The organism is Nocardia sp. NPDC058633, from assembly GCF_042717045.1.
Taxonomy (GTDB): domain Bacteria; phylum Actinomycetota; class Actinomycetes; order Mycobacteriales; family Mycobacteriaceae; genus Nocardia.
In genome coordinates, this window is sequence record NZ_JBHXRA010000014.1 from 119,240 (window position 1) to 132,108 (window position 12,869).

General features: G+C 68.3%; 10 protein-coding genes. 5 read left to right on the forward strand and 5 right to left on the reverse strand.

The annotated features are described in order from the left end of the window. The first annotated feature begins 223 nt into the window (after positions 1 to 223). Together ACFWUR_RS19915 and ACFWUR_RS19920 are read left to right on the forward strand one after the other, a co-directional pair. Entirely contained in the window at positions 224 to 2,650 is a 2,427-nt protein-coding gene (locus ACFWUR_RS19915; protein WP_378908701.1) for a protein kinase, read from the forward strand. Between the two features lie 51 nt (positions 2,651 to 2,701). Beyond that, positions 2,702 to 4,672, forward strand: a complete 1,971-nt coding sequence (locus tag ACFWUR_RS19920; protein WP_378908702.1) for a serine/threonine-protein kinase — start codon at positions 2,702 to 2,704, stop codon at positions 4,670 to 4,672. A 78-nt stretch (positions 4,673 to 4,750) separates the two neighbouring features. Here ACFWUR_RS19920 and hpt read toward each other — a convergent pair whose 3' ends face one another. The 4 genes from hpt to dacB all read right to left on the reverse strand — a co-directional run bounded on the left by hpt (position 4,751) and on the right by dacB (position 9,004). Then, positions 4,751 to 5,302, reverse strand: coding sequence for a hypoxanthine phosphoribosyltransferase (gene hpt, locus ACFWUR_RS19925; protein WP_056819061.1), 552 nt, complete (start codon positions 5,300 to 5,302; stop codon positions 4,751 to 4,753). Between the two features lie 24 nt (positions 5,303 to 5,326). Continuing rightward, positions 5,327 to 6,337: a tRNA lysidine(34) synthetase TilS gene (gene tilS, locus ACFWUR_RS19930; RefSeq protein WP_378908782.1), complete on the reverse strand. Its 1,011-nt coding sequence runs from the start codon at positions 6,335 to 6,337 to the stop codon at positions 5,327 to 5,329. Positions 6,338 to 6,472: 135 nt separating this feature from the next. Next, the gene (locus tag ACFWUR_RS19935; protein ID WP_378908703.1) at positions 6,473 to 7,534 is read right to left on the reverse strand and encodes a zinc-dependent metalloprotease; all 1,062 of its coding nucleotides are present in this window, start codon (positions 7,532 to 7,534) and stop codon (positions 6,473 to 6,475) included. Positions 7,535 to 7,546: 12 nt separating this feature from the next. Continuing rightward, complete coding sequence (dacB, locus tag ACFWUR_RS19940) at positions 7,547 to 9,004, reverse strand: D-alanyl-D-alanine carboxypeptidase/D-alanyl-D-alanine-endopeptidase (protein WP_378908704.1); 1,458 nt, start codon at positions 9,002 to 9,004, stop codon at positions 7,547 to 7,549. A 165-nt stretch (positions 9,005 to 9,169) separates the two neighbouring features. Between dacB and ACFWUR_RS19945 the strand changes: the two genes are divergently transcribed. Continuing rightward, positions 9,170 to 9,658: an inorganic diphosphatase gene (locus tag ACFWUR_RS19945; RefSeq protein WP_062991391.1), complete on the forward strand. Its 489-nt coding sequence runs from the start codon at positions 9,170 to 9,172 to the stop codon at positions 9,656 to 9,658. 73 nt (positions 9,659 to 9,731) lie between these two features. Here ACFWUR_RS19945 and ACFWUR_RS19950 read toward each other — a convergent pair whose 3' ends face one another. Continuing rightward, positions 9,732 to 9,959 carry a hypothetical protein gene (locus ACFWUR_RS19950; protein WP_378908705.1) on the reverse strand — a complete coding sequence of 76 codons (228 nt, stop codon included), beginning with the start codon at positions 9,957 to 9,959 and terminating at the stop codon, positions 9,732 to 9,734. A gap of 200 nt (positions 9,960 to 10,159) precedes the next feature. Between ACFWUR_RS19950 and ACFWUR_RS19955 the strand changes: the two genes are divergently transcribed. Further along, entirely contained in the window at positions 10,160 to 11,347 is a 1,188-nt protein-coding gene (locus tag ACFWUR_RS19955; protein WP_378908706.1) for a serine hydrolase domain-containing protein, read from the forward strand. Beyond that, complete coding sequence (locus ACFWUR_RS19960; RefSeq protein WP_378908707.1) at positions 11,344 to 12,846, forward strand: alpha/beta hydrolase; 1,503 nt, start codon at positions 11,344 to 11,346, stop codon at positions 12,844 to 12,846. Before ACFWUR_RS19955 ends, ACFWUR_RS19960 begins: the two co-directional genes overlap by 4 nt. Positions 12,847 to 12,869: the final 23 nt, after the last annotated feature.

Sequence of the window (12,869 nt, forward strand, 5' to 3'; positions counted from 1 at the left end):
CGTCACCTCAGCGTCCGTTACGCCGTCGTCGTCGACGGACTCCCATGCTACCGCTGTGAGGTCTTCGTTCATCTGCGGATTCGCCCCCGTCGCATGGTTGTCGATAATCGGGTGATCAGCTCTAGAGGCGCAAGTTATCATTTCTAGAACGGCTCGGGGACGATGGCGTCGGGTGTGGCGGAATGAATTTCGCACCGATCCGCGCGAACCTTTAGGTCGGTTGATGAGCGATAGCACCGCAAGCGGTGAACAGCCCGACGCGAGCGCCGGTCGGTCCACCAACGTGCGCGTCGATATGGTCGAGGCGTTCGCCGCCGCATGGGGATCGGCAACCGGGCATCCACCGGAGATCGCCGAGTTCCTGCCCGACGCGGCCACCTTGCGCGCGCAGGCGCTGCACGAACTGATCCGGGTCGACCTGCGCCATCGCTGGCTCCATCACGCGAGTACCGATGTCACCCGTAAGCGCCTGGTCCACTACTGCGCGGAGTTCCCCGAACTCGACCGCGACTCGCTGCCCGCCGGGCTGGTGTTCGAGGAATTCGTCATCCGCAGGCACAGCGGCGAGCGCGTCGATCCGCGCGACTGCTTGCGCGAGTACCCGGAGCAGGCGGCTAGTCTGCGCGGGCTGCTCAATACCGACGATCTCGACCAGAGCACCCACCGCGCCGACGACGTCGACCAGAGCACCCGTCGCACCGACGACCTCGACGCCACGGTGAACCAATCCCCGGACTCGACCCGTAGTACTGAGATGACCAGCCCGCAGCTCGACCTCACCGCGACCGCGACGTCGGCCGCCACGGCCGCCTCGTCGGCGCCCGGCGAGTTCGAGCCGCTCGACCGGATCGAAGTCGGCCAGCGCATCGGCGATTTCGAATTGCTCACCGGGCTCGGTTCGGGCGCGTTCGCCCGCGTCTTCCTGGCCAGGCAGCGTTCGATGCAGCGTTTGGTCGCGGTGAAGATCTCCGCCGACCGCGGCACCGAACCCCAGACCCTGGCCCAACTCGACCACGACTACATCGTGCGCGTGTTCGACCAGCAGTTGCTCGACACCGGCTCGGCCCCCTCGGGTTCGCGCCGTCTACGTCTGCTCTACATGCAGTTCCTGCCCGGCGGCACCCTGCTCGGCCTGTTGCGCTGGGTGCGCGCGACCCCACCCGCCGAGCGCAGCGGCAAGCTGCTGCTCGACGCGGTGGACGCCGCCATGGCGGAAAAGGGCGAGATCCGCCCGACCGACTCGAGCGTGCGCTCCGAGATCGCCGAGCTGAGCTGGCCGGAGACGGTGGCGTGGCTGGGTCGGCGACTGGCCGAGGCACTCGATTACGCGTCCTCGCACGGGGTACTGCACCGCGACGTGAAGCCGGCGAACGTGCTGCTCACCGCGGAGGGTGTGCCCAAACTCGCCGACTTCAACATCAGCTTCAGCCGCACCGTCGCGGGCACCAGCCCGGTGGCCTACTTCGGCGGATCACTGGCCTACATGTCACCCGAACAGTTGGAGGCCTGCCATCCGGGCCTGGGCCGCACGGCCGCCGACCTCGACACTCGCGCCGACATCTACTCCCTCGGCGTGGTCTTGTGGGAACTGCTGACCGGCGCGAAGCCCTTCGACGACAACACCGCCGCCGCCGAGGGTCGCGGCGACGAGACCACCCTCGAGGCGATGCTCGAACGGCGCACCGTCGGCGTCGAACCGGCCGCGCTGGACCGGGTTCCGGCGAACTGTCCCACTGCCCTGCGCCGCGTCCTGCTGACCTGTCTGGACCCGGACAGGTCGGGCCGCTGGGCCGACGGCGCGGTGCTGGCCAAACAGTTCGACCTGTGCCTGGATGCTCGCGCTCGCGACCTCGTCGACCCGCCACCGAAAAGCTGGCGCATGCAGTGGCGCAGGTGGCCGCTGCTGGTGATGGTGTTGGCGATCGGTGTCCCCAACGCCCTGGCATCCTGGTACAACATCCAGCACAACCAGAGTCTGGTGGTGAGTCGACTCAGCGAGACCGCCCAGCAATCGTTCGTCGTGATCACCGCGGGCGTGAACCTGGTCTTCTTCCCTGCGGGCGCGGCGGTGCTCATCTACCTCGCCCGTTTCGTGCTGTCGGTGCCGCGCGGGCTTCGCCACGGCCGCCGCTACGACCCGCAGATCCTGCGCCGCACCAGACACGACACCGTGCGGCTGGGCGACCGGGTGGTGGTCGTCGCGTTCTCGCTGTGGGCGCTGTCGGGCCTCACCTTCCCGGTGGCACTGCAATTGGCCGCGGGTGACGTCCCGGCCCGCGCCGTGGTCCATTTCTTCGCGTCCCTGCTGGTCTGCGGCGCGATAGCCGTCGCCTATCCGTTCTTCCTCGTGACGTTCTATCTGGTCCGGTGCATCTATCCGATCTTCCTGCGCCACGGCGAGATCAGCGCCGACGACGGTGAATGGCTGCGCGCCCTGTGTCGGCGCTGCACCTGGTACCTCGCCGTGGCCGCCTCGGTTCCCCTGCTCGCCGTCGCGGGCGTGACCTTCCTGCCGCCCGGCGACATCCCCTCCGTGATCGTCGCCGTGCGCGTGCTCTGTGTGGGTGGCATCTTCGCCTTCATCGCCTCCTACCTGCTCTTCCGCGAACTCGAGGACGACCTGAAAGCACTGGAGCGCGTGGTCAGCTGACCGTCGCCGCGCGGGATGAACCCGCGTGCGATCGCGGCCGTATCCCCCGTCGTGAGCTCGACAGTCATCACCGAGGCGACCCGGCCCTCGCTCGACCGCACCGCCACCACGCACCCCACCGATCGGCGCGGGCTCGACCGGTTCGAGGCCGGCGCGCGCATCGGCGACTTCGAGCTGCTGACCGAGCTCGGTGCGGGGGCGTTCGCCCGGGTTTTCCTCGCCCGGCAACGCTCGATGCAGCGCCTGGTCGCGGTGAAGATCTCCGCCGACAGCGGGATCGAGCCACAGACCCTCGCCCAGCTCGACCACGACTACATCGTGCGGGTCTTCGATCAGCTGGTACTCGACCCACCCGACGACGGGTCGCCCCGGGTGCGCCTGCTGTACATGCAGTTCCTGCCGGGCGGCACCCTGCTCGGCCTGCTGCGCTGGGTCCGCGCCACCCCGCCCGCCGAACGCGGCGGCCGCCTCCTGCTCGACGCGATCGACGCGGCGATGGCGGAGAAGGGCGAAATCCGTCCGGCGGATTCGAGCGTCCGCCGCGAGATCGCCGAGCTCAGCTGGCCCGACACGGTGGCGTGGCTGGGCCGGCGTCTGGCCGCGGCGCTCGATCATGCGGCCGACCGGGGTGTTCTGCACCGTGATGTGAAGCCGGCGAATGTCCTGCTCACGGCGGAGGGTGTGCCGAAGCTCGCCGATTTCAATATCAGCTTCAGCGAGACCGCGGGCACCAGCCCGCTCTCGTATTTCGGTGGGTCGCTCGCCTACATGTCGCCCGAGCAGCTCGAAGCCAGTCATCCCGGCCACCACCGCAGCGCCGCCGATCTCGAGGCACGCTCCGATCTCTTCTCCCTCGGCGTGCTGCTGTGGGAATTGCTCACCGGCGCGAAACCGTTCGACGACACCGGCGCCGACGACCCCGCCTTGGCCGATCAGGCCAGGTTGGAAGCGATGCTCGCCTCGCGCGGCGCGGGCGTGAGCACGTCGGCGCTACGACAACTTCCAGCCGATTGCCCGCCCGCTCTGCGTCGAGTGTTGCTGCGCTGCTTGGCATCGGATCGCACGCACCGATGGCCCGACGGGACCGTGCTCGCCGAACAGTTCGATCTGTGCCTCGACCCGCGCAGCCGAAAGCTGGTCGACCCACCCGTCGACAGCTACCGAATACGGTTGCGGCCCTTCATGGTTGCGCTGATGGCACTGGCGATCGCGGTACCCAACGCGCTGGCCGTGCGGTACAAGACCTGGCAGAACTCCGGTCTGCTGGTGCAGCGGCTCGAGCCCGCTGCCCGCGAAGCGCTGCACATCGTCTCGGTGGTCACCAACGTGCTGTCTTTCGCGCTCGGCGCGGTGATACTGGTCTATCTGTCCCGCCACGCGATCCTGGTTCCGCGCGCGTTGCGAGCCGGACGACATGTGAGCACCGGCGCCTTAGGGCTGGCCGGGAGGCAATCGCTGCTGCTGGGTGACCGGGCAGTCGTTGTCGCCCTGCTGTTCTGGATCACGGCGGCCGCGATCCTGCCCGCCACGGTCATGGCCAGCACCGGTGCACTGGATACCCGAACCACGGCGCAGTTTCTGCTGTCGAACACCATCGGTTGCGCCGTCGCGGTGACCTACGCGTTCTTCCTCATCACCTTCTACATGCTCCGCTGCGTCTACCCGATCTTCGTGCAGCAAGGCCACCTGTTCGGCACCGATGCCGCGACGCTGCGCGGACTTCTCCGGCGCTGCGGCTGGTACCTGGCGGTCGCGGCGTCCATCCCGCTGATCGCGATGGTCGCCATCACGTTGCTACCCACCGAGGATCTACTACCCACCCTGGTCTCGCTGCGCGCGGTCTATCTCGGCAGCGTTGTCGCCTTCATCGGCTCCTACGTGTTGTTCCGCGCGATCGAAGCCGACATCCGAGCACTGATCAGAGTCGTCGATCCCCAGCACCGCACGCCCCGACCCCGGGGAGGGGCCGCCGGCGCAGTCGGCGGTTCGCGCCCGTCCCGCCGATCAGGTGCCGTGGCGTAGGCGACGAAGGAGCAAGCCACGGTGCGTGATCGGCGGGACCGCCGGGGGCGCGAACTCGAGCGCACCAGCGCTCAGAAACTACGAGTAGACCGCCGGGTTGAGGGTGCCGATGTAGGGGAGGTCGCGGTAGCGCTCGGCGTAGTCGAGTCCGTAGCCGACGACGAATTCGTTGGGGATGTCGAAGCCCACGTGGGCGACGTCGACCGGGGTGCGCAGGGCGTCGGGCTTACGGAGCAGGGTGACTACTTCCAGCGAGGCCGGGTTGCGGGTGGACAGGTTGCGCTTGAGCCACGACAGGGTCAGGCCCGAGTCGATGATGTCCTCGACGATCAGAACGTTGCGGCCCGCGATGTCCTTGTCCAGGTCCTTCATGATGCGCACCACGCCCGAGGACGAGGTGGACGAGCCGTAGGACGACACGGCCATGAATTCGAGCTGGGTGGGGATCGACAGCGCCCTGGCGAAGTCGGTCATGAAGAAGATCGCGCCCTTGAGGACGCAGATCAGCAGGAGGTCACCTTCGGGGGAATCGGGCGGGTATCGCTTGGCGACGAGCTCGGCCAGTTCCTCGATCTTGGCTTTGATCTCGTCTTCGGTGATCAGCACCGATGCGATGTCGTCTCCGTACACGGAAGTGGGTGTCCCTTCGTGGCATCAAATGCGCGGCTGTGCTCGCACCGCCAGCGTGCCATGTTCGCGCGTCACGACCAACCTGTGGTCCCTCGACCCGCCTCCCACCGCCACCCCGCCCTGTCCGTGCCAATTGCTCACCAGCTCGTCGATCGCTTGTAAATGAGCGTTCACGAGCCCGGTGACGCCCTGATCCCTGAGCCAGACGCGCACGGCCCTGCGCCGCAGCGCGGGCGGCGCAGTGGCCAGGATCTCGACGGAGAGGGTGGGTGGATCGTTGTCGGGCACGCCACTGCCTGTCGCGGCAGCACCGGTGCGCGCCGCGCGGAGCACCTCATCGGCACAGGCGTCGAGAACGATCCCGTCGGCGCGGAGCTGGTCGGCCGTGCGGGCCAGCGCCTGTGCCACGCCACCGCCGAGCACGTCCTCGAGCAGCGGCAGCACCTCGTTGCGCACACGAACCCGGGTGTAGCGGGGGTCGGTGTTGTGCGGGTCGTCCCAGGGTTCGATCCCCAGATCCGCGCACATCCGCACCGTCTGAGCCCGCCGTACCCCCAGCAGCGGGCGCCCCCACGGTGCGGTCCACGCCACCATTCCCTGAATCGACCGCCCGCCCGACCCGCGCGCCAACCCGAGCAACACCGTCTCCGCCTGATCGTCGAGGGTGTGCCCGAGCAGTACCGGCCGTCCGTCGCGCACCGCCTCCAAGGCCGCGTAACGAGCCACCCGAGCCGCCGCCTCGACGCCCCCTTCGCGCCCGACCTCGACAGGCACAACCATCGCCCCCACACACCCGAGACCCACCGCTCGCTCGGCCGCCAGGTCCGCCACCTCCCCCGATCGCTCCTGCAACCGATGATCGACGACCACAGCGGTCACCTCACCCGCCTCGGCGACAGCCGCAGCCACCAGCGCCAGCGAGTCCGCCCCACCGGACAACCCCACCACCACCGGCCCGTGCCCACCCCGCGCGGCCACCCACTCGCGCACACCCCGTCGCACCGCGAGCACCGCCGCCGTCTCCGGTAGGCGCATCGCCCGAGGCGATGTCATCGTCCACACCGCACGATCGCGGCTCGATCATCGTTCGGCAGTGGTCCACGAGCAGGAAGATCGGTACTGCTCGACGGTCGACCGCCCGCGTGAGTCATCAACGCAGGTTACCGAGACCTACCCGAGCACCCGGCGAATCCACCGTTGCGGTTCATCGACCTCGTCCAGCAACGGCAGCGTGTCCGCGTTCGTCCACACAGTGTTGAACTCCGCGACCCCCACGCGCTCGACCACCGCGTCGACGAACTTCTTGCCTCGCACGTACTGCGCGACCTTCGCGTCCACCCCGAGCAATGCCCTGAGCAGCCGCTGAATCGGATTCGAAGGCCGCTGCCTGCGCCGATCGAAAGCCGCCCGGATATCGGCGACCGTCGGCACCACCGCCGGTCCGACCGCGTCCATCACATGATCCGCGTGCCCCTCGAGCAGCGTGCCGAGCATCAGCAGCCGATCCAGTGCCTCCCGCTGCGGCGGGGCCTGGGCCGCGCGCAACAGCCCGACCACCCCTCGACTGTTCGGATCATCGGCGTTGTCCCCGTTGCGCCGGGCCCGCACCTCGCCGAGCAACCGGGTGAGCAGCTCGCTCATCGGTTCCTCGCCGACCTCGCTGAGAATGTCGACATTGGTGCGCATATACGCGGCCAGCCACGGCGCCGAGGAGAACTGGACCCGATGGGTCACCTCGTGCAGGCACACCCACAACCGGAAATCGCTGGGATCGACGCCGAGCGCCCGTTCGACCCCGAGAATATTGGGCGCGACCAGCAGCAATGTGCCGTCGTCGCCGGTGAACGGGTCGTACTGCCCGAGGATCGCGGTGGACAGAAACGCCAGCATCGTCCCGGCCTGCACGCCCGCGGGTTTTCCGGCGAGTTTGCCGCCGTCGGTGGATTCGGTGCCGGTGAGCACCGCCATCGAATCCGCGGCCGCGGAAATCCAGCCCGGCCGGTCGACGATTCGCGCCTGCGGTACCGGTCGATCGTCGAGCAACCCGCTGACCTCACGCACCGGCAGTTCGGCCAGCACGGAGGCCGACGCCAACTCGGCGACGACCTGTTCCGCCGTCCGCCGCGATGCTCTCGGACCGGCGGGAGCCAGCAGCGCCCCGGTGCGCGCCGCCAGTCGCCAATCCACGGTCGCGCTGAATCCGGAACTCTTGCGTTCGGTCTTGTCGGTCATAACCACCCGTTCTCAGGAGCATCCGCAATTGCGCAGGGCACCGGCCACCGCGTCGAGCGCCGGCCTGCTGAGCTCGGGCAACCGGTCGTTCGACATGAGCGCGAAGGTGAGTACCCGCCCGTCACGATCGAGTACATATCCGACCAACGCGCTGGCCACGCTCAGAGTTCCGGTCTTGGCCCGCACCCACCCCGCGGCCTGCCGGTTCTGGGTGACGAAGCGCGGCGCGAGCGTGCCGGTGCCGCCCGCGACCGGCAGGTAGTCCAGCATCGGTGCGAGAGCCGCTGCGCGCGGATCGTTTTCGGGCCTGGCCTGGGTTCCGGCGGGCACCACGGCCGCGCTGCCGGTCGGCTCGGCCGCAGTCGCGACGATCGCATCGAGCAGCTTCGGCGACACCCGGTCGTCGACGGAAAGCCCGCTGTTGTCCGCCAGATGCAGTCCGGCCACATCGAATCCGGCCGACGACAGGGCCGCCGAGGTGGCCGCGACAGCTCCGGCGAAGGACGCGGCCTGCCCCGACGCCACCGCCAGTTCACGTCCGATGGTCTCGGCCAGCACATTGTCGGAATGAATCATCATGTCGTGCAGACGAACTCGCAGCGGCGCCGATTCGACCTTCGCGATCTGGGCGCCGTTCTGCGCGGCCGGACCGACCCGCACCGCAGCCGGGTCGATACCGAGCTCGGCGGCCAGCGCCCGACCCGCATCGAGCGCGGGGTTCGCGGTGCGCGGGGAATAGTCGGCCGACGGATCGAAGCGGCCGCCGTCGATCATGATCGGTTCGATCGGCGTGATCGAGCCTTCCGGGATGTCGATCGGGTCCCAGCCCGAAGCCATCGTCGGCCCTGTGTAGGCGGAGGTGTCGACCACGATCGCGTTCGCCTGTTTGCCCGCGGCCCGCACCTGCGCGGCCAGATCCGAGATCCGGGCGCCGTCGGTGTAGTAGCCGCCGTCGGCCCGCGTGGTCAACGTCGGATCCCCGCCGGCGACCAGAACCAGCTCGCCGGGCGCCCCGGCGAGCACCTTCGTGGCGACCCGCTGATCATCGGGCAACGTCAGCAATGCGGCCGCGACCAGCATGATCTTCGCCGTCGACGACGGAATCATCGCCTTGGTCGGGTCCTGGCTCCACAGCACCGCACCGCTGCTCGGATCGGTCACCTGACCTGCGAAGGCACCGAGATCGGGGTTGCCGACCACCGGCGCGAGCGCCGCGGCGATGCCCGCCACCGTCGGCGCCGGCGCGTCCGATCGGGCAGGCGCAACCTCGGGAAACACCTGCCCCGTGTCCGGCGGCGGCGCCACGGTGAGCCCGCCGTGGCGGAATTGCGGCGTCCACGGCTGCGCGATCGCGGCGAAACCACCCGCGATCACCAGCAGCGCGACGACCACCGCCGACAACCAGATCCAACGGGACCCGCGGCGCCCCTGCACCCGCGATCCCGGATTGTTGCCGCCTGTATCGACCACGACCGTGTCTCCCTCAACGCCGCCCGACACGCCTCGACTGCGCGACTACGCCCCGCCTGCTGCACCGGTGTACCAGCACACCACACTATCCTCGTTGCGCAACGGTTCCCCAGAACGATCTGGCGATTCGGCACAGACCAGCACTCGAACGAGCAAGGAGATGGCGTGGAGTTCGACGTCACCATCGAGATTCCCAAGGGCTCTCGGAACAAGTACGAGGTCGATCACGAGAGCGGCCGGGTCAAGCTCGACCGGTACCTGTACACCTCCATGGGCTACCCGGCCGACTACGGCTTCATCGAGAACACCCTCGGCGAAGACGGCGACCCGCTGGACGCGCTGGTGCTGCTGCCCGAGTCGGTGTTCCCCGGTGTGATCGTCGAGGCCCGCCCGGTGGGCGTGTACCGCATGACCGACGAGGCCGGCGGCGACGACAAGGTGCTGTGTGTCCCCGCGGGCGACCCGCGCTGGGACCACATCCAGGACCTGGGCGACGTCTCGGAGTTCGAACTGTCGGCGATCAAGCACTTCTTCGAGCGCTACAAGGATCTCGAGCCCGGCAAGTACGTCGAGGGTTCGGAGTGGCTCGGCCGCGCCGAGGCCGAGAAGATCATCGACGAGTCCTTCACCCGGCTGAAGGAATCCGGCCACTGAGCCGACAGCCGCACGAAAAACGGGAAGCCCGAAGAGTTTCGGGCTTCCCGTTTTGCTGTCGGTTCCGGGCGGATCAGTACCAGATGTAGAGGTCCCAGCCGTCCCAGCTCTCCGTGCACTCCCAGTAGTACCCGCCGGTGTAGGGGTCCTCCCCGGCCGCGCGGCACTGGTAGAGCTCGTAGTACGTGCCGTAATAGGTTCCGTACGGGGCGGCGGCGGCACTGCCCGCACCGACCGCCGACACCCCGGCGACGGTCGCGACGGCCAGCAGAGCGGCGGCGAGTGTGGATTTGATGCGCATGTTGTTTCTCCTGATGCGAGCAATTTCGACTTCTCGAAGTTATTGCGGCACAGGCGTTCGAACAGCCACCCCTAGGGGTGGATTCACTCTCACCTTGGGCGTTTCACCTTGCCCACCCCTGCGTTGGTAGTGCTGGCACCACCTTCGATTCGGGTGCGTGCGGCATAGGCACCGCCGCCGCCCGTTTCTAGGCTCGAATCATGCAGCTCAACACCGCTTTTTCGAGTAAGTCACTGCGCGCTCTCGCGGCCGGAACCGGATTGCTCGCCCTGCTCGCAGTCACCGCATGCGGCCCCGAGAACAGCGCCACCGCAGCGCAATCGGATCGGCCGGAGGTCCGGCAGGCGCTGGAAACAGTGGTGCAGGCGGGATTTCCCGGCGCTCAGGCCGTGATCACCACCGCCGCGGGCGAGTGGATCGTCAACGCCGGGGTCGGTGATACCGCTTCCGGAGCACCGATTCCCGACAACGCGCATGTCCGAATCGGCAGCAACACCAAGAGTTTCGTCGCGACCGTGGTCCTGCAGTTGGTCGCCGAGGGCAAGGTCGAGCTCGACGCTCCCGTCGAGCGGTACCTGCCCGGCCTCGTGCGGGGCAACGGCAACGACGGCAGCCGCGTCACCGTGCGACAACTGCTCCAGCACACCAGCGGCCTGCCGGACTATCTGGCGAGCGGCGATCCCAGCCGACCAGCCGATCCGAATTCGCAGCAGATCAAGGCCGACCCCGAGGCCATCCGCGGACGTCACTATTCGCCCGCCGAGATGATCCGCATCGCGATGACGATGCCGCCACAGTTCGAACCGGGCACCCGATCGATCTACACCAACACCAACTACATCCTGCTCGGCATGCTGATCGATCGGGTCACCGGCCGTCCGGCCGCCGCCGAGATCACGACGAGGATCATCGAACCACTCGGTCTGCGAGACACCTACTTTCCCGCCCCCGGCGACAACGGACTGCGCGCGCCGTATCCGCGCGGCTATCAGGAAATCGACGGCACCCGTATCGATTTCACCGACTTCGATCCGTCGTGGGCCGATGCCGCGGGCGCGATGATCGCCACCGGCTCGGACCTGAACCGCTTCTTCCTCGCCCTGCTCGACGGCAAGCTGCTGCCCGCCGCACAGCTGGAGCAGATGCGCCAGACGGTGCCTTTCGACCGAATGCCCTCGGCCGGTTACGGTTTGGGACTGGTCGTGCAGACCACCTCGTGCGGCAAGCAGACTGTGGCCCATGGCGGCAGCATCCCCGGTTTCGATACCCGCACCGGGGTCACCGCCGACGGCGTCGCGGTGACCATGACTGTGAACGAGCTGCCCACCAACAAGGAGCGGGCGGAGGTCGTCGAGCGGGCTTTCGACAGCGTGGTGTGTGCTTCGTGAGACGCTCGATCGTCGCCGTCGTCGTCGCCCTTGCCGCGACAGCTGCCGGGTTGTTCACCACCGCCACCGCGTCGGCCGACCCGCTGGATCACTTCCGTCACCAATCACTCACCTGGCATTCCTGCGACGACCCGCGCCTCGATCCGGCGGGCGCCCAGTGCGCGGAAGTGACCGTTCCGGTGGATTACTCGGCACCGCGGGCGGAAACGATGAGCGTGGCCATCTCGCGGCTGCCCGCGACCGACCCGGCGAAGCGTCGCGGGGTGATGCTGTCCAACCCGGGCGGCCCCGGCGTGCCCGGCCTCGACTTCACCCTCGACATCCGGACGGGGATGAGCGCCGAGGTCCGCGACCGCTACGACCTGATCGGGATGGATCCACGCGGCGTCGGCCGCTCCACCCCGGTGAACTGCCGCTGGCAGGACGGGTTCGGGATGGAGTCCGCCGGCCTCGACGCCGTCGGCTTCGCGGAAAGCGTCGCCCAGCAAGCCGAACTCGCCGCCCTGTGCGCGACGAACGAGGGACCGCGACTGCGCCACATCACCACCCGCAACACCGCCCGCGACATGGATGTCGTTCGGGCTGTCCTCGGCGAGGACCGGATCAGCTACTTCGGTACCTCCTACGGCACCTACCTCGGCGCGGTCTTCACCCAGATGTTCCCCGAGCGCGGCGATCGGTTCGTCCTCGACAGTGCTGTCGACCCCGAGCGCTACGGCTCGGTCGGGATGTTGAGAGCCATGGGCCCGGCCAACGAGGCGGCCTTCGACCGATGGGCCGACTGGGCGGGCGCACACGACGCCGAATTCGGTTTCGGGACAGATCGTTTCGCGGTCAGATCGACCGTGCAGGACATGGTCCGGCGCGCCAACGACCAGCCGATCCGGATCGGTGAGTTCACCGTCGACGAGCACAGCCTGCCGCTGGTGCTCTACCGCGGACTCGACGACCCGCGCAACTATCCGCTGCTGGGGCGCCAGATCCGCCAGCTCGCCGACGCCGCCGACGGTGTCGAGGTTCGGCCCGAGCCGGAGTTGGCCGCCACGCTCGGCTTCATGCTCACCGCGCAGCCACGCGACTATTCACCGGCGATGGCGGTGCTGTGCGCCGATGTGGAAGTGCCACGAGATCCGGCCTGGTATCGGCGCAGTATCGAGGCGAGCCGGGCCGATCAACCGTTGTTCGGCGCGTTCGCGAACAACATCACGCCGTGCGCGTTCTGGGCGCCGCCGGTCGAGCCGCCGACCGTGATCGGCAACGCGCTGCCGAGCCTGATCGTCCAGTCCACCGGCGACACCCGCACCACCTACGCGGGCGCGCAGGTCATGCACCGGGCGTTGACCGGCTCGCGCATGGTGACGCTGGAAGATGTCGCGGTGCACTGGATCTACGGGAACTATCCGAACACCTGTGTCGAAGCCACGGTCGACACCTACCTTCTGGAAGGCACCCTCCCGGACGCCGATCCGATCTGTCACGACGATTCGGCCGGTCGGTGAAACCGCGGGAACCGTGGCGAACT

What these genes read in the sequence shown, in the direction of transcription:
- ACFWUR_RS19915 (WP_378908701.1), top strand. Translation starts at nt 224, where the DNA reads ATGAGCGATAGCACCGCAAGCGGTGAACAGCCCGACGCGAGCGCCGGT.
- tilS (WP_378908782.1), bottom strand. Translation starts at nt 6,337, where the DNA reads ATGCGCCTACCGGAGACGGCGGCGGTGCTCGCGGTGCGACGGGGTGTG.
- ACFWUR_RS19935 (WP_378908703.1), bottom strand. Translation starts at nt 7,534, where the DNA reads ATGACCGACAAGACCGAACGCAAGAGTTCCGGATTCAGCGCGACCGTG.
- ACFWUR_RS19950 (WP_378908705.1), bottom strand. Translation starts at nt 9,959, where the DNA reads ATGCGCATCAAATCCACACTCGCCGCCGCTCTGCTGGCCGTCGCGACC.
- ACFWUR_RS19955 (WP_378908706.1), top strand. Translation starts at nt 10,160, where the DNA reads ATGCAGCTCAACACCGCTTTTTCGAGTAAGTCACTGCGCGCTCTCGCG.